20 protein-coding genes, 8 tRNA genes and 2 rRNA genes are annotated in these 23,428 nt (G+C 37.8%); 28 read left to right on the plus strand and 2 right to left on the minus strand.

What is annotated here, in order from left to right; all coding sequences use genetic code 11:
* Window positions 1–68 precede the first annotated feature (68 nt).
* The 4 genes from BN1242_RS06855 to BN1242_RS06870 all read left to right on the plus strand — a co-directional run bounded on the left by BN1242_RS06855 (window position 69) and on the right by BN1242_RS06870 (window position 3,380).
* Window positions 69–3,004: ribosomal RNA gene (locus tag BN1242_RS06855) — 23S ribosomal RNA — on the plus strand.
* Between the two features lie 76 nt (window positions 3,005–3,080).
* A 5S ribosomal RNA gene (rrf, locus tag BN1242_RS06860) occupies window positions 3,081–3,196 on the plus strand.
* Between the two features lie 35 nt (window positions 3,197–3,231).
* Window positions 3,232–3,306, plus strand: a tRNA-Asn gene (locus BN1242_RS06865).
* A 1-nt stretch (window position 3,307) separates the two neighbouring features.
* Window positions 3,308–3,380: transfer RNA gene (locus BN1242_RS06870), tRNA-Thr, on the plus strand.
* A 52-nt stretch (window positions 3,381–3,432) separates the two neighbouring features.
* Here the strand turns inward: BN1242_RS06870 and BN1242_RS13930 are convergent.
* Window positions 3,433–3,774: a site-specific integrase gene (locus BN1242_RS13930; RefSeq protein ID WP_077216167.1), complete on the minus strand. Its 342-nt coding sequence runs from the start codon at window positions 3,772–3,774 to the stop codon at window positions 3,433–3,435.
* Between the two features lie 130 nt (window positions 3,775–3,904).
* On the opposite strand from BN1242_RS13930, the gene BN1242_RS06875 reads away from it, so the two are divergent.
* The 18 genes from BN1242_RS06875 (at window position 3,905) to glmS (ending at window position 15,944) form a co-directional block, all read left to right on the plus strand.
* On the plus strand, window positions 3,905–4,471 hold the full coding sequence (locus tag BN1242_RS06875; RefSeq protein WP_062353299.1) for a phage minor capsid protein: 567 nt from the start codon (window positions 3,905–3,907) through the stop codon (window positions 4,469–4,471).
* Between the two features lie 61 nt (window positions 4,472–4,532).
* Window positions 4,533–4,778: a polymorphic toxin type 50 domain-containing protein gene (locus BN1242_RS13935; RefSeq protein WP_420806019.1), complete on the plus strand. Its 246-nt coding sequence runs from the start codon at window positions 4,533–4,535 to the stop codon at window positions 4,776–4,778.
* Between the two features lie 5 nt (window positions 4,779–4,783).
* Window positions 4,784–4,987 (plus strand): hypothetical protein, encoded by a 204-nt coding sequence (locus tag BN1242_RS06880; protein WP_062353302.1) that lies wholly within the window; start codon window positions 4,784–4,786, stop codon window positions 4,985–4,987.
* A 126-nt stretch (window positions 4,988–5,113) separates the two neighbouring features.
* On the plus strand, window positions 5,114–5,740 hold the full coding sequence (locus tag BN1242_RS06885; RefSeq protein ID WP_071435482.1) for a phage scaffolding protein: 627 nt from the start codon (window positions 5,114–5,116) through the stop codon (window positions 5,738–5,740).
* 22 nt (window positions 5,741–5,762) lie between these two features.
* Window positions 5,763–6,071, plus strand: a complete 309-nt coding sequence (locus tag BN1242_RS06890) for a hypothetical protein (RefSeq protein ID WP_062353305.1) — start codon at window positions 5,763–5,765, stop codon at window positions 6,069–6,071.
* Window positions 6,072–6,433: 362 nt separating this feature from the next.
* A tRNA-Glu gene (locus BN1242_RS06895) sits at window positions 6,434–6,508 on the plus strand.
* 8 nt (window positions 6,509–6,516) lie between these two features.
* Window positions 6,517–6,592 (plus strand) — tRNA-Val (locus BN1242_RS06900).
* A gap of 68 nt (window positions 6,593–6,660) precedes the next feature.
* Window positions 6,661–6,733 (plus strand) — tRNA-Thr (locus BN1242_RS06905).
* Window positions 6,734–6,752: 19 nt separating this feature from the next.
* Window positions 6,753–6,837 (plus strand) — tRNA-Tyr (locus tag BN1242_RS06910).
* Between the two features lie 65 nt (window positions 6,838–6,902).
* Window positions 6,903–6,977 (plus strand) — tRNA-Gln (locus BN1242_RS06915).
* A 31-nt stretch (window positions 6,978–7,008) separates the two neighbouring features.
* Window positions 7,009–7,081, plus strand: a tRNA-Lys gene (locus BN1242_RS06920).
* Window positions 7,082–7,264: 183 nt separating this feature from the next.
* Window positions 7,265–8,164, plus strand: a complete 900-nt coding sequence (rocF, locus tag BN1242_RS06925) for an arginase (protein WP_062353308.1) — start codon at window positions 7,265–7,267, stop codon at window positions 8,162–8,164.
* A gap of 352 nt (window positions 8,165–8,516) precedes the next feature.
* Window positions 8,517–9,080: an RNA polymerase sigma factor SigW gene (sigW, locus tag BN1242_RS06930; RefSeq protein ID WP_062353312.1), complete on the plus strand. Its 564-nt coding sequence runs from the start codon at window positions 8,517–8,519 to the stop codon at window positions 9,078–9,080.
* Window positions 9,081–9,098: 18 nt separating this feature from the next.
* On the plus strand, window positions 9,099–9,728 hold the full coding sequence (locus BN1242_RS06935) for an anti-sigma factor family protein (protein ID WP_275259445.1): 630 nt from the start codon (window positions 9,099–9,101) through the stop codon (window positions 9,726–9,728).
* 348 nt (window positions 9,729–10,076) lie between these two features.
* Window positions 10,077–10,913, plus strand: coding sequence for a diadenylate cyclase CdaA (gene cdaA / locus BN1242_RS06940; RefSeq protein ID WP_062353315.1), 837 nt, complete (start codon window positions 10,077–10,079; stop codon window positions 10,911–10,913).
* Window positions 10,906–12,144: a CdaR family protein gene (locus tag BN1242_RS06945; RefSeq protein ID WP_062353318.1), complete on the plus strand. Its 1,239-nt coding sequence runs from the start codon at window positions 10,906–10,908 to the stop codon at window positions 12,142–12,144. The genes cdaA and BN1242_RS06945 overlap by 8 nt, the downstream gene beginning before the upstream one ends.
* 82 nt (window positions 12,145–12,226) lie before the next feature.
* Window positions 12,227–13,576 carry a phosphoglucosamine mutase gene (gene glmM, locus BN1242_RS06950; protein WP_062353321.1) on the plus strand — a complete coding sequence of 450 codons (1,350 nt, stop codon included), beginning with the start codon at window positions 12,227–12,229 and terminating at the stop codon, window positions 13,574–13,576.
* A 565-nt stretch (window positions 13,577–14,141) separates the two neighbouring features.
* Entirely contained in the window at window positions 14,142–15,944 is a 1,803-nt protein-coding gene (gene glmS / locus BN1242_RS06960) for a glutamine--fructose-6-phosphate transaminase (isomerizing) (protein WP_062353327.1), read from the plus strand.
* A gap of 717 nt (window positions 15,945–16,661) precedes the next feature.
* On the opposite strand, the gene BN1242_RS06965 is transcribed toward glmS, so the two are convergent.
* Entirely contained in the window at window positions 16,662–17,042 is a 381-nt protein-coding gene (locus BN1242_RS06965) for a hypothetical protein (protein ID WP_062353330.1), read from the minus strand.
* A gap of 729 nt (window positions 17,043–17,771) precedes the next feature.
* On the opposite strand from BN1242_RS06965, the gene BN1242_RS06970 reads away from it, so the two are divergent.
* The 6 genes from BN1242_RS06970 to BN1242_RS06995 all read left to right on the plus strand — a co-directional run bounded on the left by BN1242_RS06970 (window position 17,772) and on the right by BN1242_RS06995 (window position 23,427).
* Entirely contained in the window at window positions 17,772–19,745 is a 1,974-nt protein-coding gene (locus BN1242_RS06970) for a DEAD/DEAH box helicase (protein ID WP_062353333.1), read from the plus strand.
* A gap of 178 nt (window positions 19,746–19,923) precedes the next feature.
* On the plus strand, window positions 19,924–20,358 hold the full coding sequence (locus tag BN1242_RS06975) for a helix-turn-helix domain-containing protein (protein WP_062353337.1): 435 nt from the start codon (window positions 19,924–19,926) through the stop codon (window positions 20,356–20,358).
* Window positions 20,359–20,754: 396 nt separating this feature from the next.
* Window positions 20,755–21,837: a hypothetical protein gene (locus BN1242_RS06980; RefSeq protein WP_062353340.1), complete on the plus strand. Its 1,083-nt coding sequence runs from the start codon at window positions 20,755–20,757 to the stop codon at window positions 21,835–21,837.
* 144 nt (window positions 21,838–21,981) lie between these two features.
* On the plus strand, window positions 21,982–22,233 hold the full coding sequence (locus tag BN1242_RS06985) for a TIGR04540 family protein (protein WP_238985104.1): 252 nt from the start codon (window positions 21,982–21,984) through the stop codon (window positions 22,231–22,233).
* Window positions 22,234–22,260: 27 nt separating this feature from the next.
* Complete coding sequence (locus BN1242_RS06990; RefSeq protein WP_062353343.1) at window positions 22,261–22,857, plus strand: DUF1819 family protein; 597 nt, start codon at window positions 22,261–22,263, stop codon at window positions 22,855–22,857.
* A 3-nt stretch (window positions 22,858–22,860) separates the two neighbouring features.
* Window positions 22,861–23,427, plus strand: coding sequence for a DUF1788 domain-containing protein (locus BN1242_RS06995; protein ID WP_062353346.1), 567 nt, complete (start codon window positions 22,861–22,863; stop codon window positions 23,425–23,427).
* Window position 23,428: the final 1 nt, after the last annotated feature.

The following is a 23,428-nucleotide window of genomic DNA, read 5'->3' on the forward strand; positions in this document are numbered from 1 at the left end:
GCGAAGTTTGCTAGACGCTAGGAGCCGTAGCTAGACAATCATCGAGTAAAGATTCAATCCTTTTTAATGGTTAAGTTAGAAAGGGCGCACGGTGGATGCCTTGGCACTAGGAGCCGATGAAGGACGGGACTAACACCGATATGCTTCGGGGAGCTGTAAGTAAGCTTTGATCCGGAGATTTCCGAATGGGGAAACCCACTGTTCGTAATGGAACAGTATCCATACTTGAATCCATAGAGTATGGAAGGCAGACCCGGGGAACTGAAACATCTAAGTACCCGGAGGAAGAGAAAGAAAAATCGATTCCCCAAGTAGCGGCGAGCGAAACGGGAACAGCCCAAACCAAGAGGCTTGCCTCTTGGGGTTGTAGGACCTTGAACATAGAGTTACAAAAGGTTGGAATAGACGAAGCGGTCTGGAAAGGCCTGCTAGAAAAGGTAATAGCCCTGTAGTCAAAATTTCAACCACTCTTCGAGGGATCCTGAGTACGACGGGACACGTGAAATCCCGTCGGAAGCAGGGAGGACCATCTCCCAAGGCTAAATACTCCCTAGTGACCGATAGTGAACCAGTACCGTGAGGGAAAGGTGAAAAGCACCCCGGAAGGGGAGTGAAAGAGATCCTGAAACCGTGTGCCTACAAGTAGTCAGAGCACAATTACGTGTGATGGCGTGCCTTTTGTAGAATGAACCGGCGAGTTACGATTTCATGCAAGGTTAAGGTTAGATCCGGAGCCGCAGCGAAAGCGAGTCTGAATAGGGCGAATGAGTATGAGGTCGTAGACCCGAAACCAGGTGACCTACCCATGTCCAGGGTGAAGGTAAGGTAACACTTACTGGAGGCCCGAACCCACGTACGTTGAAAAGTGCGGGGATGAGGTGTGGGTAGCGGAGAAATTCCAATCGAACTTGGAGATAGCTGGTTCTCTCCGAAATAGCTTTAGGGCTAGCCTCAAGAGGAGAGTATTGGAGGTAGAGCACTGTTTGGACTAGGGGCCCTCATCGGGTTACCGAATTCAGACAAACTCCGAATGCCAAATACTTATTCTTGGGAGTCAGACTACGAGTGATAAGATCCGTGGTCAAGAGGGAAACAGCCCAGACCGCCAGTTAAGGTCCCAAAGTATACGTTAAGTGGAAAAGGATGTGGAGTTGCCTAGACAACCAGGATGTTGGCTTAGAAGCAGCCACCATTTAAAGAGTGCGTAATAGCTCACTGGTCGAGTGACTCTGCGCCGAAAATGTACCGGGGCTAAACGTATCACCGAAACTGCGGGTGAACACTTACGTGTTCGCGGTAGGAGAGCGTTCTAAATGCGTCGAAGCTAGACCGGAAGGACTAGTGGAGCGTTTAGAAGTGAGAATGCCGGTATGAGTAGCGAAAGAAGGGTGAGAATCCCTTCCACCGAATGCCTAAGGTTTCCTGAGGAAGGCTCGTCCGCTCAGGGTTAGTCGGGACCTAAGCCGAGGCCGAAAGGCGTAGGCGATGGACAACAGGTTGATATTCCTGTACCACCTCGTATTCGTTTGAGTGATGGAGGGACGCAGGAGGATAGGGTAAGCGCGGCATTGGATGTCCGCGTCCAAGCAGCAAGAGTGACAATGAGGCAAATCCCATTGTCGAAAAGCTCAAGCTGTGATGGCGAGGGAAATATAGTACCGAAGTTCCTGATTTCACACTGCCAAGAAAAGCTTCTAGCGAGAATACAGGTGCCCGTACCGCAAACCGACACAGGTAGGCGAGGAGAGAATCCTAAGGTGATCGAGAGAACTCTCGTTAAGGAACTCGGCAAAATGACCCCGTAACTTCGGGAGAAGGGGTGCTCTGGTAGGGTGCAAGCCCGAGAGAGCCGCAGTGAATAGGCCCAGGCGACTGTTTAGCAAAAACACAGGTCTCTGCGAAGCCGCAAGGCGAAGTATAGGGGCTGACGCCTGCCCGGTGCTGGAAGGTTAAGAGGAGGGGTTAGCACTTGTGCGAAGCTCTGAATTGAAGCCCCAGTAAACGGCGGCCGTAACTATAACGGTCCTAAGGTAGCGAAATTCCTTGTCGGGTAAGTTCCGACCCGCACGAAAGGCGTAACGATCTGGGCACTGTCTCAACGAGAGACTCGGTGAAATTATATTACCTGTGAAGATGCAGGTTACCCGCGACAGGACGGAAAGACCCCGTGGAGCTTTACTGTAGCCTGATATTGAATTTTGGTACAGCTTGTACAGGATAGGTAGGAGCCGTAGAAGCCGGAGCGCCAGCTTCGGTGGAGGCGACGGTGGGATACTACCCTGGCTGTATTGAAATTCTAACCCGCACGTCTTATCGACGTGGGAGACAGTGTCAGGTGGGCAGTTTGACTGGGGCGGTCGCCTCCTAAAGAGTAACGGAGGCGCCCAAAGGTTCCCTCAGAATGGTTGGAAATCATTCGTAGAGTGTAAAGGCACAAGGGAGCTTGACTGCGAGACCTACAAGTCGAGCAGGGACGAAAGTCGGGCTTAGTGATCCGGTGGTTCCGCATGGAAGGGCCATCGCTCAACGGATAAAAGCTACCCCGGGGATAACAGGCTTATCTCCCCCAAGAGTCCACATCGACGGGGAGGTTTGGCACCTCGATGTCGGCTCATCGCATCCTGGGGCTGTAGTCGGTCCCAAGGGTTGGGCTGTTCGCCCATTAAAGCGGTACGCGAGCTGGGTTCAGAACGTCGTGAGACAGTTCGGTCCCTATCCGTCGTGGGCGTAGGAAATTTGAGAGGAGCTGTCCTTAGTACGAGAGGACCGGGATGGACGCACCGCTGGTGTACCAGTTGTCTCGCCAGAGGCATCGCTGGGTAGCTATGTGCGGAAGGGATAAGTGCTGAAAGCATCTAAGCATGAAGCCCCCCTCAAGATGAGATTTCCCATATAACTTCGGTTATAGTAAGAACCCTTGAAGATGACAAGGTTGATAGGTCCGAGGTGGACGCACGGTGACGTGTGGAGCTGACGGATACTAATCGTTCGAGGACTTAATCATATATTTACTCGAGTTTTCCTTACATGATCTAGTTTTGAGAGAATGATTTCCTTAATTCATTCTCGACTTAATATTGTTTGGCAGTAATGGCGAGAAGGTCACACCCGTACCCATCCCGAACACGGAAGTTAAGCTTCTCAGCGCCGATGGTAGTGAAGGCTTTGCCTTTGTGAGAGTAGGACGCTGCCAAGCAATATTTATATCTTCTGAGTGTGGTTTTATAATATTCCGCAGTAGCTCAGTGGTAGAGCTATCGGCTGTTAACCGATCGGTCGCAGGTTCGAATCCTGCCTGCGGAGCCAAGCTTCCATAGCTCAGTAGGTAGAGTGCTTCCATGGTAAGGAAGAGGTCACCGGTTCGAGCCCGGTTGGAAGCTTACTTTTAAATATTGATATGACGCGATTCCTGATAGTTTAGGGGTCGCATTTTTATTTTGTCATATCAAATACAACATCTCTCTTTCGAGCTGTTCTTTTACCTTTTTTTATTTCGTGTACTTGTAATCCATATTCTTTACATTGTGTTACAGCTTGCTGAACATGAACAATACGATTTTCAAAATCAAAATGCTTAAATTCTAATACGACTAATTCAGAACGGCGTAAACCACAAGTGATAGCAAGTTTAATTATAATTTGCCAATGTAGCGGCTCTTTTTCTAGACACTTTATTAACCTATTTGCTTCCTCTTCGTCATAAACCTCAACCTCTTTTTGCTCTACCTTTGGTTTTTTAATTCCTTCAAGTGGAGATTCTTTGATAACTTTAATTTCTTTAGCATAATAAAAACATTATTCAAAATACGGTAATAGTAAAAAATCGTTGAATAAGCAGAGGTTCATATGTCTAGCGGCGCTAAAACACTTAATCAAGCCGTGGATATGGCTACGAAAGAGTTTCTTGAAAAAGCGGGATGAATGGGGCATTTATACCGTGCTAATGAGTTCGCATGACAACTGTTCGCCATGGTGTTTGCCTTATCAAGGTACCGTTATGATAGATGATGTTTATACATCCTTAACAAAAGAAAAGGCTTTAGAACTAAAGAAAAAAACGGGTTATGAGTTGTTATCTGAAGCTATGAAAAATGGGGCGTTCCATCCCAATTGTAGGCATTCACTAGCAACCTTCTTTCCCGGCATTTCATCATTGCCCCAAAAAGCAGATGATAAGAAAGCTTTAGACAATTACAATGCAGAACAAAAACAAAGATATTACGAGCGACAAATCAGAAAGTACAAGAGACTTGAAGTAGGTTCACTGGATGAGCAGAATCAATCAAAATACAGTGCCAAGGTAAAAGAGTGGCAGGAAAAGATGAGGCAACATTTAGCGGTGAATCCTCAACTGAGACGCGATTATTGGCGTGAAAAGGTTGAAGGTGGGTTAACCACAAAAGAGCGTTCGCAAGTATTGAAAGATGCTGCAGAACGTGAGAAAATAGAGGAAACACATTCGTTCAGATAAACAACCTAAGAAAATTCTTGAAGGTGCCCAAGGAAAGCACTTTAAAGACCATAATAACTATATCGAAGGTAGAAGTTACTTAACTATCTCGCCAGAGGAAGTTCAGGATCTCGTTAATCTACATGCAGGAACGGGTAAAATAAGACTAACTGGAAAAGGGAATTGGGATAAAAAAGAGATAATTGAGGTTGAGGAAATTATCGGAGTAAGTGTAGACAACCTTACAGGTGAAGGATTCAAAACAAACATGTTTAAGATTCATTACTCTAAAAAGGGTGTTCATATCGTACCGTTTAGAAAGGGGTAAGTGCATTGAATTTACGGGAGTATGTTGGTAAAAAAATAAGGCTGATGGATGTTGATGGCCAAGTTTTTGAAGGGAAATGCACAGATTACACACAAGCCCTCGATAACGAGCCAGAAATTGAAAGTATCGGTATTGAAACGGTGTCAGGTGCTGATTATAGTTATGAAATATACGAAAACGAAATTAAAAGTATAGAAATTATTGAATGATTAAGGCATTTACTAAGCAAATTTAGTAAGTGCTTTTTATTTTGCTCTTTTTAGTATTGCAGAGCATAAAGAACAAGAGCCCAAAACTGGCACTGACCAGTATAAAAAAGTATGGAGGTTAAGAATATGGAATGGTTAAAGGAAATTTTAAAGAACGCCGGAATAGAAGAAGGTAATATCGATGGGATTGTGTCTAATATCAACAAGGAAGTACCTAAGCACTTTATCCCGAAAGATAAGTACAACGAATTAACTAACACCAAGAATCAACTGGAGAAAGATATCCAAGAACGAGATAAACAACTTAAAGAGTTAGGTGAGACTGCTGGATTGAGCGAAGACTTAAAAAAGCAGATAGAACAACTCCAAGCCGATAACAAAGCGGCTAAAGAGCAATACGAAAAGGATTTAAAGGAACTGACCATTACGAATGCTATTAAGACTGTATTAGTAGGTAAAGTACATGATGAGGATTTGGTCGCTGGACTATTTGACCGTGAGAAATTGGTCTTAGATGGCGATAAGATTGTGGGCCTAGATGAGCAACTAAAGACTCTGAAAGAGTCAAAGGCTTTTCTGTTTAAGCAAGAAGAACAGCAACAATCAGGGTTCAGAGTTGGTGGGGATGGTCAAGGAAATGCAGTTCTCAATAACCCATTTAGCAAGGAACACTGGAACTTAACAGAGCAAGGAAAGTTATTTAAGCAAAACCCAGAACTATATAAAGCTTTAATGGCACAAGTCAGAAATTAACAAAAAAAGGAGAATGATATAAATGAACGGAATCACACGCTTAGAAGAAGTTATACAACCGGAGATTTTTACTCCATATACAATTCAAAGAACAATGGAGCTATCAGCGCTAGTACAAAGCGGAATTATTACAAACGACGCCGAATTCGATAGCTTGGCAAGTGGACCTAATACGCTTATTAACATGCCATTTTGGAATGATTTAGGAAATGATGAATCACAGGTAATGCGTAATGAAGGTGACATGACTATCGGAAAAATTACTTCTAGTGATGACGTTGCCCGTAAACATGCTCGCGTAAATGCTTGGGGTGCGAACGGCCTCATGTAAGCAACAACAATAAAATAGCCATTAGCACTCTACTATCATGTGTTAGTGTTCTATTAGTCGGTGTGTTAATTACAATGCTTAAGGGGATGTTTTTTTGAAAAAACCATTAATGTAATAATGAACAATAGCATACTAATCAATTTGCTATTTAGTATGTTATTTAAATTAATTTAATTTTTCTCTATCGAAAGAAAAACACATTTTTCATCATAAAAAATAAAATTTATTTTTTATTGACAAACTATCGATATGATGTTATTATTAAAAAGTCGTTTTGATTAAAAGTAATTCAACTACAACTTAGTTCAACACTTAAAGTGGACATGCAATGAATGATTGCTGGTTAAAGTTGGTGGAATTTTGGCCCCTTGGTCAAGCGGTTAAGACACCGCCCTTTCACGGCGGTAACACGGGTTCGAATCCCGTAGGGGTCACCATATAATTTGGAGGATTAGCTCAGCTGGGAGAGCACTTGCCTTACAAGCAAGGGGTCGGCGGTTCGATCCCGTCATCCTCCACCATGCGAGAACATAATCATTAGAAACATTATGTCAAAGAGTCAATAATTATTGCTAATAAGTGATTATTAGCCGACTTAGCTCAACTGGTAGAGCAACTGAATCGTAATCAGTAGGTTGCGGGTTCAAGTCCTGCAGTCGGCATTGCAGGAGTTTTTAATATGGAGGGGTAGCGAAGTGGCTAAACGCGGCGGACTGTAAATCCGCTCCCTCAGGGTTCGGCGGTTCGAATCCGTCCCCCTCCACCACTTGAATATTCTTCTGTTAACTGGGCAAGATATGTATATGTCCATTTTGATTTTTATTATATTGGTGGGCTATAGCCAAGCGGTAAGGCAACGGACTTTGACTCCGTCATGCGTTGGTTCGAATCCAGCTAGCCCAGCCATTTTTTATTTTTAAGGTTAACAAATTATTACGAGCCATTAGCTCAGTCGGTAGAGCATCTGACTTTTAATCAGAGGGTCGGAGGTTCGAGTCCTCCATGGCTCATCAGAAAAGCTATTCAAGTTGACTAATAATAGTCATTTTGAATAGCTTTTTTACTTTCATAAATTATATCCTCCGCTTATTTTGAATGGTTGTTTTGATTAGAGTGAATATTTATGCATTTTTTTGTGAAGTTGAGCCATTTAATGAAAGCGAATACAATAGGTGTAGGGGGAGGAATAAAATATGAAAAAGAAAATTTCTATTGTAGGCGCACCAATGGATTTAGGACAACTCCGCCGAGGTGTGGATATGGGACCTAGTGCTATTCGTTATGCAGGAGTTGTCGAGAGACTTGAAGGGTTAGGTTATGATATTCATGATATGGGCGATATTGAAATTGGACGTCCTAAAAGTACGTTAGATTCGCAATCGAAATTAAGAAATTTACACGCTGTAGTAGAGGCAAATGTTAAACTAAAAGAAAAGGTTACTGAGATTATTGAAAAGGGATCTTTTCCATTAATTTTAGGTGGAGATCATAGTATTGCAATTGGTAGTCTTGCTGCCATTAGTCAGTTTCATAAAACACTAGGTGTAATCTGGTATGATGCTCACGCTGATTTAAATACAGCTGAAACTTCTCCATCTGGAAATATTCACGGAATGCCGTTAGCCGCTAGTATCGGTTTAGGGGATTCATCTTTAGTCAATATTGGAGGTTTTTCACCAAAGATATTACCGGAAAATGTAGTGATTATTGGGGCCCGGTCTATCGATGAAGGAGAAAAGATATTAATTAAAGAAAAGGGAATAAAAGTTTTTACTATGCATGAAATAGATAGAATGGGCATGAGCAATGTTATGGAAGAAGCGATAAATTATTTGAAAGAGAAGGTAGATGGAGTCCATTTATCGTTAGACTTAGATGCGCTGGATCCACTATATGCTCCAGGTGTTGGAACTCCAGTTGTGGGGGGTCTTACATATAGAGAGAGTCACCTAGCGATGGAAATGTTAGCAGAGTCTAAACTAATTGTTTCTGCGGAATTTGTTGAAGTAAATCCGATTTTAGATGAAAGAAATAGAACCGGAACGTTAGCAGTAGACTTAATGGGTTCTTTATTTGGAGAAACTCTTTTATAGTAGAAAAAAATAACTAGTTTTTTAAAAGGATTGTCAAAATGGTATGAAGGAAAAACGGTACCATACCCCGTTCTACTAATTATACCTTTCTGGCAGTCCTTTTTTTGGTTTTTAAGGAAATATCTTTAGCAAGTTATCGTTTATTTTATAAAAGGCAATTAGATAAGGGGATTTACCTATACGTTTTCCTTGGATAGTTATGTAAATTACTATATATAGTTTTATTCCAACATTATGGAAGTGGATTTTGTTACAAAAATGTCAAATAAAGTAGTATAATAATGTAAGCGAAACGAAACCTTTTTAAATAACGTACGTAAATATGTTAGCCGCATAGAGCGGAGGGTATAAGATGGATGAAATTGTTAAAAAAAGAATCAAAGAGGTCTTAAAGGGGGATCATAATGCCTTTGGTGAAATTGTAGAACTTTATAAAGATAAGGTTTATCAATTATGTTATCGAATGCTTGGCAACTCCCATGAGGCTGAAGATATTGCGCAAGAGGCATTCATCCGTGCATATGTTAATATTGAACGATATCATATTGATCGGAAATTTTCAACATGGCTTTATAGAATTGCAACAAACCTTTGCATTGACCGTATAAGAAAGAAGAAACCTGACTATTATTTAGATGCTGAGGTTGCTGGTACGGAGGGATTAACGATGTACTCGCAAATTGCAGCTGATGGAGTTTTACCAGAGGATGAAGTGGCGAGTATTGAGTTACAGGGACAAATTCAAAGAGAAATATTGAATTTGCCTGATAAGTATCGTTCTGTCATTGTACTAAGGTATATTGAAGAGCTTTCGTTAAATGAAATTAGTGAAGTTCTCGATTTACCAATAGGCACAGTTAAGACAAGAATCCACCGGGGTAGGGAAGCTTTACGTAAGCGACTACGTCATATTTAAGGATTGAGGTGAGAACCTTTGAATAATTGTCCTGAGAGAATCATTAAGCACATGCACGATTTTCTTGATGATGACATTTCTCCAGAACATGAATTGGAATTAAAGGGACATTTAAAAGACTGTGAAGATTGCCGAAAACTTTTTCAAGAATATCAAAAGACAATAGCTTTAGTGAAAAGCACTGAAACATTACATGCTCCATTAGGTTTTACACAAAATATTATGAAGAATTTACCTAAGGAACAGCCAAAAGTTAGTGCCAAACGTTGGTTTAGACATCACCCATTCTTAACGGCTGCTGCGGTATTTACTTTCTTAATGTTGACAAGTCTTTTTTCCACTTGGAGCCAGGAGTCAGATTTTTCAGTGACAAAACAAGACAATATTATTATTGAAAATAATACAGCAATTGTCCCAGAAGGCGAAACAATTAAAGGAGATATTGTTGTAAAAAATGGCGATATTCGTATTGAAGGAAAAGTAGAAGGTGATGTAACAGTCATCAATGGAGAAAAATATTTAGCATCTGCTGGTGATGTAACCGGAAATATTGAAGAAATAAATCAAGCCTTTGATTGGCTGTGGTATCAAATAAAAACCTCTGTTAAGAAGTTTATCACCGTAATTAGAGGAGAAGATCCTTCATGATAACTACAAAGATATAGCATAGCTAGCGAAACATGCTAGTTATGCTTTTTTCATTTACAGAACTCGTGTAGGTGTATTGAAATATTTTTATGATTATTTTCGAGGAATACTATGGTATAATATTGTATTGTATAAAAAACATCTAGTTGTAGTCGGAGATACATAAGAAAAGTAAATAGGCTAGGTTATTATTCAACTTGAATGAATAAACTAGTATAAAAGCAATTTCTCGCTATATTTTGTGCTTATGTTCATTTTAGTATCAAATAAAAAAGAACAGCATATTTTATTTATTGTCCTTTCTCATAACAATTATGGGCATTTTTGAATAATATTGGAGGAAGAAATATGCCATTCGCAAATTTTTTTGCAAACTTCACAATTTTAGACTATGTATCCAGTATTATTGACATTCTTGTTGTCTGGTATTTTATTTATAAACTATTTATGATTGTGCGAGGCACGAAAGCAGTACAATTAATTAATGGTATTTTTGTTATTTTAATTTTTCGGACGCTTAGCCAAGTTTTAGGTTTGCATACATTACAGTGGTTAATGGAGCAAGTTATTCGTTGGGGAGTTTTAGCCATTATTATAATTTTCCAACCGGAAATTCGCCGAGCATTAGAACAGCTAGGTCGAGGGAAAATTTTCACTAGAATCAGACAAAAGGAAGAAGAAAAACATGAGCATTTAATTGATTCTATCGTAAAAGCAAGTGATTACATGGCAAAACGGCGGATTGGTGCATTAATATCAATTGCCCAAGAAACTGGTATGAATGATTACATTGAAACGGGTATTGCATTAAATGCAAAGGTATCTTCAGAGTTATTGATTAATACGTTCATTCCGAATACACCACTTCATGATGGTGCTGTTATTATTCATCAGGATGAAATAAAGGCGGCGGCATGTTACTTGCCTTTATCTGAAAATCCTTTTATCTCTAAGGAATTAGGTACGAGACATCGCGCGGCAATAGGTGTTAGCGAGGTCACGGACAGTGTCACTATTGTTATATCCGAAGAAACAGGAGGAGTTTCTGTTGCGAAAAATGGAGAACTGCATCATGATTTATCGCAAGAAGAACTCCGGAATTTACTGAAATCTGTCTTATTGAAAGAGGAAGAGCAACAAGCGACTTCAGCACTATGGAGTAAGTGGGTGAAGCGAAATGGATAAAAAAATATTTGATTCCTTTATGGAGAGTAAATGGTTTGTTAGAATTTTAGCCCTAATTCTCGCTTTATTATTATATGGTGTGGCATATATTGAGGAAAATGGCACAACGACACCAGGTAGAAGTTCTAATAATTCGACTACGGTTGAAGATGTTAAAGTCGAAGTATATTATGATGATGAAAATTTTGTGGTGACAGGAGTACCACAAACGGTTGATGTATATATAGAAGGTAGTAGCAGTCTTGTCCAATCAGCAAAAAACTTACGAGATTTTATCGTTTATGTGGATCTGTATGATGCAAAAATAGGAGTTCAAAAAGTGTCGCTCCAAATTAAGGACTTATCTAATAAACTTACAGCAAAAATTACACCAGCTACAATAACCGTAAACGTTCAGGAAAAAGTAACAACAGAACTACCGGTGGAAGCGGAGTTTAATAGAAGCGCATTAGAAGATGGTTACACATCACAACAAGCAATCATTGAACCAAAAACAGTGAAAATAACAGGGGCGAAAGATGTAATTTCTGAAATAAGTTATGTTAAGGCGATTATTGAAGTCGATGGTTCGATTGATAAAACATTTACTCAAAAGGCAAATGTCTCCGTACTTGATCGTCATTTAAATAAATTAGATGTTGTAGTGGAGCCTGAATCGGTAGAAGTTACCGTTCCTGTTGATAGTCCGAAGAAAACGGTCCCCATCATTATTAAACAGGAAGGGACACCTAAAGAAGGAATAATAATAAGAAGTATTGAACCAGTAATTCGAGAAATTATTATCTTCGGCAAACAGAAGATCATTGACGAAATAACTAGTATTGAAATCCCTGTAGACGTAAGTAAATATGAAAAAAATGAAGAAATTACTGTTCCAATCAAACTGCCTGAAGGAGTAACTGGAGCTACTCCTGAATCTATAACAGTGAATATTACCGTAGAAAAGGAAGTTGAAAAGGAAATAAAAAATATTCCAATTACTTACAATGGACTAAATGATGACTATACAGTGGATTTTCTTAGTCCAGAGGATGGACGAGCTAGTATAGTCGTTAGAGGTCCTGCGGATGAAGTCAACAAACTTAAAGCAAATGACTTTACAATTGTATTAAACTTAGAAAACTATAGTGTTGGTGAGCATGAAGTCAACACCAACATTACAGGTCCAGAGCATATCGAGTGGAGTAGTAATATAAATAAAGTAAAAATCTTGATTGAAAATAATACTTAAGGAATAAAAATTGATAACAAGACATTGAGTAAATAAACAGATAAAAGAGTAATTGTGACGATTTTAAAAGGAGTGAAGAAATGTGGGTAAGTATTTTGGAACTGATGGTGTACGTGGGGTAGCGAATAGTGAATTAACCCCGGAATTAGCATTTAGATTAGGACGTTTTGGAGGATATGTTTTAACGAAAGATAAAGAGCGCCCAAAAGTTTTAATTGGAAGAGACACACGGATTTCCGGACATATGCTTGAAGGAGCTTTAGTTGCTGGATTACTATCAGTTGGTTGTGAAGTAATGCGTTTAGGAGTAATATCCACTCCAGGAGTTGCCTATTTAACGAAAGCGTTAAGTGCACAAGCGGGAGTCATGATTTCTGCATCTCACAATCCAGTAGAAGATAACGGGATTAAATTTTTTGGTCCTGATGGATTTAAGCTTTCTGACGAACAAGAGGCAGAAATTGAAAAATATATCGATATGGAAACAGATACGTTACCTAGACCAGTAGGAAAACAAATTGGCCAAGTAAATGACTACTTTGAAGGCGGCCAAAAATACATTCAGTACTTAAAGCAAACGGTGGATGTAGACTTTTCTGGTATTCATGTCGCACTAGATTGTGCTAACGGTGCAACATCATCACTAGCTAATTATTTATTTGCAGATCTTGATGCTGACCTTTCCACTATGGGAGCTTCTCCAGACGGACTGAATATTAATGATGGTGTTGGCTCTACCCATCCGGAAGCATTAGCGAAATTCGTTTTGGAAAAGGGTGCAGATGTTGGATTAGCCTTCGATGGTGATGGGGATAGACTAATTGCCATTGATGAAAATGGTGAAATTGTTGATGGCGATCAAATTATGTATATTTGTGCCAAGCATTTAAAACAAGAAGGGCGACTAAAACAACAAACCGTCGTATCAACAGTAATGAGCAACCTCGGTTTTTATAAAGCATTGGAATCCCAAGGGATATTAAGCATTCCTACAGCTGTAGGTGACCGGTATGTAGTCGAAGAAATGCGCAACAATGGCTATAACCTTGGCGGTGAGCAGTCAGGTCATATCATTTTTCTAGACTATAATACAACAGGAGATGGAATGCTAACAGGTCTTCAATTAGTCAATATTATGAAGCTAACGAAAAAGCCACTTTCAGAATTAGCAAAAGAGGTTACAAAATATCCGCAAAAGTTAGTGAATATCCGCGTAACGGATAAATACCATGTAACAGATAATGAAAAAGTGCATGCTATTATTCAAGAAGTAGAACAGGAAATGGCAGGAAACGGACGTATTCTCGTTCGCCCATCTGGAACAGAACCGCTAGTTCGTGTCATGGCAGAAGCACCAACGGAAGAGTTATGTGAAGACTATGTGAATCGAATTGTAAAAGTTGTGGAAGAAGAAATGGGATTAAAAGAGTAAAAGAAAATATGATTACTTTTTATATGCATAAGGGTACATTTAATGACTCTTATGCATATTTTATTTTGGAGTTTTTTTATTTGAAAACAAGACAGTTTTCCCAAAACTTTTCCAAAAAAATATTGACGTTAGATTATTTATTTCATATGATAGTTTTGTTACTCAAAAAAGGAAAGGAGGATAGCGAAAACACACTTAAAGCGCCAGAACTAATTTGTGTTGTTAAAAGGTAGTGGAATTCCAATTTCTTTAGGGAATCTATGAGTCACGGCAACAAACATGGGTCGAAACAAGGTGTTTAATGTTCCGGACAATTAGTAAAATTACTTTTTCGCAAATTAGTTGACGAGGAGAAGGTTTATCGAGTATTCGGCGGATACCTTCCGGCTAAGTGCAAAGCCGTTATTCCTTTCTTAAAACAATCGAGGCAACTCATTGGCCAAAGGAAGGGAAATTGCAGAATAAAAAATGATCGAACGGAATTACAGAGATAAGGGGGCAAGTTGTCCCCGGTGGATTCACCAATATTGATTTCTTGCCCCCTTACTTGAAGGAGGACAATGAAATGTGCGGAATAGTAGGTTATATTGGAAATAATGATTGTAAAGAAATTTTATTAAAAGGCTTGGAAAAACTCGAATATCGAGGTTATGATTCAGCAGGGATTGCTGTTGTAAATAATTATGATGTTGAAATTTTTAAAGAACAAGGTCGGATTCGTGACTTAAGAAACATCGTAGACTGGAATTTGGCGACAACGACTGGAATCGGGCACACACGCTGGGCAACTCACGGAAAACCAAGTAAAAGAAACTCCCATCCCCATCAAAGTGCAACAGGCCGCTTTACGATTGTTCATAATGGTGTAATAGAAAACTATGAGCAACTAAAAAAACAGTATTTAGCTCATGTTCATTTTGTCAGTGATACGGATACAGAAGTGATCGTCCAATTAGTGGAGCACTTTGTTAATGAAGGGAACGATACTTTTAAAGCATTTCAAGAAACGTTGAAACTATTACATGGTTCTTATGCTATTGCTCTAATAGATAATGAAAATCAAGATACTATTTTTGTAGCAAAAAATAAAAGTCCATTATTAATCGGTTTAGGTGACAACTTTAATGGTGTGGCATCCGATGCTATGGCGATGCTTCACGTTACGAAACGATATCTTGAATTAAAAGACCAAGAAATGGTTATTGTGACAAAATCACAGGTACAAATTTTTACTTTAAATGGGGAAAAAATTATCCGCAAGCCATTCATTGCCGAGTTGGATGTAAGTGATATGGAAAAAGGTACGTATTCTCACTATATGTTAAAAGAAATTGAGGAACAACCTTATGTAGTGAGGAAAATTATCCAAAAATATCAAAACGACACTGGGACAATTCATATAGATCCATCTATTATTGGGGAGTTAATGAACTCTGATAGAATTTATATAGTCGCCTGTGGAACGAGTTATCACGCGGGAATAGTTGGGAAATATTTAATGGAAAAAGTGGCCGGTATTCCAGTAGAAGTTCATTTAGCAAGTGAATTTGCATATAACCGACCATTATTGTCCAAAAAACCAATGTTTATTTTTATTTCACAGAGCGGAGAAACAGCAGACAGTCGCACTGTTTTAGTTCAAATGAAAGAATTAGGTTATCCAGCATTAACAATTACAAATGTTCCAGGATCCACCCTTTCAAGAGAAGCAGATTATACGTTACTGCTCCATGCTGGACCAGAAATTGCCGTCGCTTCAACAAAGGCTTACACTGCCCAAATTGCTGTGCTTGCAATAATAGCTGAAGCAGTTGCATTAGGCCTAGGAAGAGAACTTAATATCCGTATGATCCATGAACTAGCCATCGTTGCTAATGCGATGGAGGAGATTAGTAATAGAAAAATAGAATTTGAACAGGTGGCAATCGATTATTTATCATCTGATAGAAGTAGCTTTTTTATTGGCCGAGGTTTGGACTATGCCGTTTGTCTAGAGGCCGCACTAAAGCTGAAGGAAATATCGTATATTCATTCAGAAGGATTTGCAGGCGGTGAGTTGAAACATGGCTCGATTGCCTTAATTGAAGAAGGTACCCCTGTCTTTGCCCTTGCAACCCAAGAAAATGTTAATTTAAGTATTCGTGGGAATGTAAAAGAGGTCGCTGCTCGAGGAGCAAAACCATGCATTATATCTATGGAAAGTTTAGCAATGGAAGAGGATGAAATCGTCTTACCGCAAGTCCATAAACTATTAACACCTCTTATCTCTGTAATACCAATGCAATACATCGCTTACTACGCAGCCCTACACCGCGGCTGTGACGTTGATAAACCCCGTAATCTCGCAAAAAGCGTAACGGTTGAGTGAGTTTGGGTGTGGGGGATAAATTTTTGTGTCTTCCCCCAATTAAGTTCTTCCCTCGTAATTCAAGTTCGTACCTGCGGTAATTAAGTTGGTATCTGAACGGGGAGAAAACGGGAGCAAACATTAAGTATAAAACCTATAAAGGAATCGGGAGTCGTACCGTTGGTACGTTTTCTCGGTTCTTTTTTTGCTTAATCAAACGATTGATGAAAGCGGGAAAAAGCTTGTCAGTAAAGGGATTTGAAGCGGATTGAGCAAGAGAGAAGAGCGGGAAGAAATGCTCGAAAAGAGCAAGAGTGTCCATTCCTAACCCTTCGCCCTTACCACTACTCTGTGGAAGAACTTTATTACAGAATAGAGGTAAGGATTGGAGGATTTTGGGGTGGAAATTGGCTGAAATTGAGTGAAAATAGGGAAGAACTTTATTACAGAGAATAGAGGTAAGGGAGTAGGGGGAAATGGGTTGGAAGCCTTGGGGGAGAAGGGTTTGAGGGGGATTGGAAGTGGAGGATGGGCAGGGAAGAACTAAATTACGTGGAGATATAGTAGAAGAAGGGGGAAAAGGGAAAAGGGTTTAAATGGGGATGGGAGGAGTTTTTTGGTGGTACAGAATATAGCGTTTAAGGATTAAAGGGATAAATAAAAGGGCATACAAAAAACCAAAGGTAAACTGAAAAGCTTTAGGGTAAACCTTTGGTCTTTTTATGCTCGTAAAAGGTATCATGTAGTTGACTGTGGTAAAGTATCTGACTGTCTAATAAAATTAGTCTTATCAATTAATAATCCGCCATTCTTAATTAGCTGAACTTCTTTAAAAAATTGTGATTTGTTTTTGTTATACATATCAAATAACGTAAAGAAAGCTTTAGGCTGTAATTTGAACAACGGACCAAATTCTTTATCATCATGAGATAAAGCTAAACAATAATTGGTTTGCTCATCTTCATCTAATCCGATAAAGAGTGAGGATCCTGAATCATTTAGCAATTCAATTAAACCATTTTTATTTAGGATACTGTACTCTCTCCAGTCACATACTTTGACAGTGAATACATTCTTAGTAGAGCTGTGATAACTAAACGTTTTAATTTTAGAATTCATTTTTTGAAACCTCCAATATATATGCTATTTTGCTAATTCTAAACAACTTATTATAATAATAAACGAATTCAATATGTAGTTGAGGATGGATTTTATGGATAAGGCAATTAGGTTGTAACAGAGTAATTGAATTGATGAATACATTTTTATATAATTAGATTGAAACGATATTGCGAGTATCGTTATCACTAACTGAACCCTTGTGGTTCGGTTCACAAAAAGTTTATTTTTTGCGAGAGGAATCACCCCGCTAATCAGGCTTTCGGGTGGTTCTTTTTATTTGTATCTAATTCATTTGAGTTATGTTTGTAACTCAAATGGATTTTTTTGGATATTCTTTTAAAAATCTATTGACTAAATGAAACAAGTCGTTATATTATGACTATAGATAATTTTTTTATATATACTTTTTGATATTTAAAGCTAATTTTACTTAGATTTTCAATTTCATACGTTTAACTATTTTTATTCCAGGGGGGGAAGTATGCCCTTTTAGGAATAAAAGTTAGGCGTTTGCATTGATGTCTAAGTAAAATTAGCTTTTTTTGTTCCTTGAAAACTTCATACCTGTCCAATTTATTCTTCAATCCTCTTACATAGTTGAAGTCTGTAATTTAGAACGGACTCCAACGAAATGATAAAGGGGTGATTTACCATGAGAAATTGTGTTAGTTGAACCCTAAGAGAATTGCTGTATTTTCCAATCTGATAAAAAGGAGAAGATGACAAATGAAAACTTTATTAAAAAGAAAACACTCAGGAATAGTTAATGTAAAGAGAGAAAGTGATCAAACTGAACTATATTTGCACCAACTGGAAGCTATGAATGCAATGGACAATAAAATACTCGCAACAGATAAATTTGCAGGATTGGTTGTTTTGCCAACAGGCGGGGGCAAGACAACGACAGCAGTTCGATGGGCATTGGAGAGATTTATAAATAATGGAAAGAAGGTACTATGGATTGCTCATCGTCATGCTTTATTAGAACAAGCCCTATCGGATTTTAAGTCAAATGCCTATTCAAGCATAGTAAATAATAGAGCAGGATTTAGATATAGAATTATTTCAGGACAACATGACAGACCTGCCAACATTAAAAAAGATGATGATATTTTAGTTGCGAGTAAAGACAGCCTGTATAGAGGTATTCACCATTTAGTGAACAATTGGCTGAAATATAATGATGATGTATTACTTGTGATAGATGAGGCACATCATGCTACAGCAAAAACCTATAGGGAAATTATAGGGATTGTTAATAAAAAAACAAGAAAATCAAAGATATTGGGGCTGACTGCGACACCGTTTCGAACTGCAGAAAAGGAAAGAGGCTTACTCAGAAAAGTTTTTGTAGATGATATCATCTACGAGGTCAGTCTGCGAACACTTATTTCAAGAGGGATTTTAGCAAGACCAATATTTGAAAAAATACAAACACACATTCCAATAAGTAAACTAAGTGACGATGATTTTAAAAGTATTGAAATCTTTAATAATATCCCTCCGAAAATTGCCTCCCACATTGCAACAAACAAAATTAGAAACAATAGAATTGTTGAATCTTATGTGAAAAATAAAGAGGAATATGGAAAGTTGCTTGTGTTTGCTATCAATAAAACTCATGCAATTACACTGAATACATTGTTTAGGGAAAAGGGAATTTTGTCCGATTATGTAATATCGGAAGGTTCCGATATGCAAACAGAAGTAGATTTGTCTCCAAGGGCAACTAAAGAGAAGATTAGAAGATTTAAAAATGGTGAATTAGAAGTGCTAATCAACGTAAATATCTGTACTGAGGGAACTGATATACCAGCAGTACAAACTGTATTTTTAACAAGAGAGACTACTTCGAACATTTTAATGACTCAAATGATTGGAAGGGCTTTGAGAGGACCAAAAGCTGGTGGGACAGAGAAAGCATACATCGTTAGCTTTGTTGATGACTGGCAAGACAAAATCGCTTGGGTAAATCCTTCTCAACTTTACAGGGGAGGGGGTGATTTTGAAGAACAAGAGAGTCCAACTCCAGAAAGAATCTCAAGGTATGTATCAATAAAGAAAATTGAGGAATTCATAAAGGTTGCAGACAGTTTAATAAAGACTGAAGACTTGGTAAAATTAGAGTTTGGTAAGGCAATTCCAGTCGGAATTTATTCGTTTTCATTAAAGAAACAATTAGATCAAGGTGAAGAGAATGACGAAAATTGCGAAATATTAGTTTATGATAGCACCCAACAGGCATATATCAATTTCATAGAAAATCTACCAAATATCTATTCAGACGAAGAATTAAGAGAAAAGGAATATTTGAATGCTAATAGGATGATTGGTTTAGCACGATATGTTACTTGTGAGTTCTTTTCAAATATTGAACTAATTCCTGGTGACTTAATGTCAGATATTATAGATATTCTTAGTTATTATCGAACAACAGGTCAAAAGCCAGTGTTTTTAAAATTCAATGATAGGGAGAAATACGATATATCCAAAGTTGCCCGTCATATTTATGTAAATGAATTAGGGGGTAAGAGAAAGAAAGATTATATTGATGAAGTATGGGAGAGTGAAGAAACGTTCTTTAAAATCTACTTTAATGGAAATAAATTATATTTCAGAAAATGTATTGATATGGAATTGTTAAAATTAGAAGAGCCAGAGATGTTTGATAATAAACAGAAACTTTCGATGCCTGCATAAATTTGAAGGTAAATAGGGTTGTCCTTTTTGGAGGATGACCTCTATTTTTTTATACTATTCCATAACTTCCGCAAAAATTTCGTTATAAAAAGCTTCTCTCCGCCTATGATATAAAGATCAAATTAGATCATAAAACAGGATTTCCATTTTGGAAAACGTAAAAGAGGAGAGGATTGTTTTGAGTAAGGAGCAACAACAAATGAAAGATGATTTTGGGAAAATGTTAAAAAGGTTGAGGGTAGAACAAGGGCTTTCTTTAAATGATCTCTCAATTAAAACTGGCATCTCAAGTTCGTACATCAATAGGCTTGAACAATCAAAAAGAAAATCTGTGAGCTTTCCAAAGCTTGTGGCACTTTCAGAAGCATTAGGAGTCGAACCATGGGTTCTTGCGGGTTCGAGTCTTAACTGGAACAAAGGCGAGACAATAGGTTTAAAGGAATTATTATTCAATCACCAAGTACAGCATAACGGAGAAATACTAAGTGCAGAGGTAAAGGAAATACTACTTGAAATCCTTGAAGCAATCCTCAGTGCCGACTGGTCAAAAGAAAGTCTTTTGCAAGAGTTGCAGGAGATCGGGGAATTGATCAGCGAATTAAAGGAGATTTAATTCTTCGGCGGTAACAGGCTTACTGTTGCCGTTTACATACGGAATAGATATAAGTTATTAATGGTATAAATATAAACTTCATATAAAATATAGATTTCTCCGATACCTGGTATATAGAGCTTTACATAATAGATGTTATTCATATGATATATATATGGAATGGATGTTCGTTTAGAATGCTTGACTATAGCCAATAACGGCTTTATAATTCACAGAAAATAGAAAAAATGGGGTGGGAATATGGTTTTGAAAAACCGACAGAAGAACAATTTTATAAGTAAAAGGCAAAGCACTTACCGAATCTGTAGATGAATTTGGTAGGTGCTTTTTTCATGCATTTATTTTTTACCAAAATTGATGAGTAAGGTATAACCAAATATCGAAAGGATGTATGGCATGAGTAAGAATGGTTCAATGAAAGAAAATATATTGTCTATATTCCTAAAGGAAAATCCGCAATTGCTTTCAGATACGTTGGGTTTTCAGGTCAGTAACATAATTTTAGAACAGAGACATGCTCATCGTAACATAGATATTCGAGCAGTTGATTCTAAACGAAGAATTCCCATTTTTATTGAAGTTCAGCTCACGAAAGCAAATACCACATATTTGAGTCGAATGATAGAAATGATTGAAAGATATAATGAATCGGTAATCGTATGGGTTGCAAAGTCATTTGATGATGAAATTTTGAATGAACTCAGGATGTGGTTTTCATCACATCAGAAGGAGTTTGTTGATTTTTATGCATTATCGCTTCATGAAGACGCTATTGGTGTATTGCAAAAACTAAATGAAATGTATAGTTTGGACATATATAAGAACTTTCATTTACTAAGGGAAATGAATCCCCTGCTAAATGTTGAATTAGTGAACCTGCAAATTCATCCATCGCATTGTGGGCAGATTAATACAAATCCATCATCACCTGACTTGAATCGAGCTGAAGATGTAAAACGAGCAATGTTACAAGTGTTGCGTAACAAAATACCATATTTTCTTAATTTCCATTACGATAAAAAGACAAATCAAAATGATCGAATCCTTACTTGCGGTGCGGGTAAATCTGGGATAATTTATAGATGCTCAGCAAAAGATGTTCGAAATCTTGCATTTGTCGAGTTATACTTCGACAAAGCAGAAATGGATTGGTATGAAGCATTTGAAAATATTGCAGACGAACTTCGTAAAAGTGTCTACCCTGATCTCACATATGGAAAGAGAAGAATAGGAGTTTATTTCAAACCAAAAGAAAGCAATGAGCAAACTTTTGAGGAGATTGCACGTATCTTTAAGAAAATGATAGATGGATTCTCACCTTACATTTATAAAGTTATGGAATTACCAAAAAGAGCTTCGGTAGTTCCAACTGATAAGTTTGTTCAAGTTCCAATCGAGTTACCAGAGCAACCACTTCCAACTGAAAATAGTTACAGAATTGAAATTGAGGAATTATCCGAACTGTTGTTAACAAAGTAACACCATAGAAGGCTTCGTGTCTGTTGAGATGCGAAGTCCTTTTTTTGTTTCTTGTAACATTTTAAGAGAATAAGTCGAATAGCCAGGATAAAATTGAATTAAGAAATGAGTAAGAGTAAAATAAGAATTAAGTGAAATTCAGAGGTGAGTTTTTTGGAACTAAGACTTTTCTATCGTACACAGAGAGATTTAGCAATAGCTTTAAATCAATTGGTGGATGCGTACTGGCAAGAAGAAATCAAAGAAGATGAGCTAATTGAAGGCATTAAAAGTATGTATGAATATAATCGGGAGAAGCTGATAAAGGATAATGAATTTACCAAAGTAATTCAACAGCAAAGCGGAAAAAGACGATTAGCTTTAATTGGTAAAATTTTAGAAAAAGAAATAGGTTAATAGTCTTGTGCGAAAGGTAGGATTTGGGTGACAATAGAGTTGGAATATTCTTCAAGCTTAAACGGTGCTTCCTTTTTATTATTTGAACTAAAGCAGGTCGCAAAATTGAAGCGAATGGATTTAACATCAGAAGAAATTAGAAGAAGGGTTGTTGAAGAAAACCTCTTCCAATTTGAGAAAAAGGGAAGAATTAATCGAACATTACCTTCCATTATGAGAAGAGCCGAAGTAATAGATTCTGTATTAGCAGATCTAATGGTAGAGGGTTCAATTGAAATAAGTAAAGTAATTAATTTGTACGCCATTATGAAAACAGACTTATTGTTCTTTGAATTTATGAACGAAGTCATAAGCGAGAAATTTCGCAATAATAATTACCTTATTGAGAAAAAGGATATTAACGTATTTTTTACTGCAAAAGCTGAACAAAGTGAAAAGGTTGCCAGTTGGAGTGCCATTAATACGGAAAAGTTGAAACGGGCATTTATGCAAGTGCTTTATGAAAGTGGACTATTAAAGGAACGGCGTAGCAATGAGTTAAATCGCCTTATCATTGATCAGCAATTAAGAGAGCATTTAATCCATATTGGTGATGCACAGTATGTCCATGCGATGGGAGAGTAGAATATGGCTACGTTGAAGAAAAGATTGAAAAAAATTAGTGATCGTATAAAGGAAGACAAATTCATCGAGGGACGTGGATTGGGGAATGAAATTAGTTTCTATATTTTTGATTATGATCCAAAAGATGAATTAGAGGTACGAGATTTTATTAAAATTCTCCATAAGGAATTTAACAATGGTCTTTATAATAGAAGGATTATTGAGTTTGATTTATACAAAATGTTAATTGAGATAACTAAGGAAAAAAGAATATTTGACCGTATTTTTGATATGGAAGAACGGCAAGGAAAAGATGCTTTATTTAAAGCCATGACAACATTTGCGAAACCTGATATTTTCCTGAAAAAAATTAAAGAACAGATGGGAGAACATAATGTTGTTTTCCTGACGGGTGTTGGTAAAGTATATCCCTTTGTACGCTCCCATAATATTTTAAATAATCTTCAAGAAGTGTTGGATAAGGTTCCTGTTATTTTATTTTACCCAGGGCAATACAGCGGTCAGGATTTACAGCTTTTCGGAAAATTTAAAGATGATAACTACTATCGTGCATTTCGGTTAGTTGATTAAA

This window comes from Bacillus kwashiorkori (assembly GCF_001375515.1).
GTDB classification, from domain to species: domain Bacteria; phylum Bacillota; class Bacilli; order Bacillales; family Caldibacillaceae; genus Bacillus_BK; species Bacillus_BK kwashiorkori.

What these genes read in the sequence shown, in the direction of transcription:
- BN1242_RS06885 (WP_071435482.1), top strand. Translation starts at nt 5,114, where the DNA reads ATGGAATGGTTAAAGGAAATTTTAAAGAACGCCGGAATAGAAGAAGGT.
- BN1242_RS06890 (WP_062353305.1), top strand. Translation starts at nt 5,763, where the DNA reads ATGAACGGAATCACACGCTTAGAAGAAGTTATACAACCGGAGATTTTT.
- rocF (WP_062353308.1), top strand. Translation starts at nt 7,265, where the DNA reads ATGAAAAAGAAAATTTCTATTGTAGGCGCACCAATGGATTTAGGACAA.
- sigW (WP_062353312.1), top strand. Translation starts at nt 8,517, where the DNA reads ATGGATGAAATTGTTAAAAAAAGAATCAAAGAGGTCTTAAAGGGGGAT.
- cdaA (WP_062353315.1), top strand. Translation starts at nt 10,077, where the DNA reads ATGCCATTCGCAAATTTTTTTGCAAACTTCACAATTTTAGACTATGTA.
- BN1242_RS06945 (WP_062353318.1), top strand. Translation starts at nt 10,906, where the DNA reads ATGGATAAAAAAATATTTGATTCCTTTATGGAGAGTAAATGGTTTGTT.
- glmS (WP_062353327.1), top strand. Translation starts at nt 14,142, where the DNA reads ATGTGCGGAATAGTAGGTTATATTGGAAATAATGATTGTAAAGAAATT.
- BN1242_RS06965 (WP_062353330.1), bottom strand. Translation starts at nt 17,042, where the DNA reads ATGAATTCTAAAATTAAAACGTTTAGTTATCACAGCTCTACTAAGAAT.
- BN1242_RS06970 (WP_062353333.1), top strand. Translation starts at nt 17,772, where the DNA reads ATGAAAACTTTATTAAAAAGAAAACACTCAGGAATAGTTAATGTAAAG.
- BN1242_RS06980 (WP_062353340.1), top strand. Translation starts at nt 20,755, where the DNA reads ATGAGTAAGAATGGTTCAATGAAAGAAAATATATTGTCTATATTCCTA.
- BN1242_RS06995 (WP_062353346.1), top strand. Translation starts at nt 22,861, where the DNA reads ATGGCTACGTTGAAGAAAAGATTGAAAAAAATTAGTGATCGTATAAAG.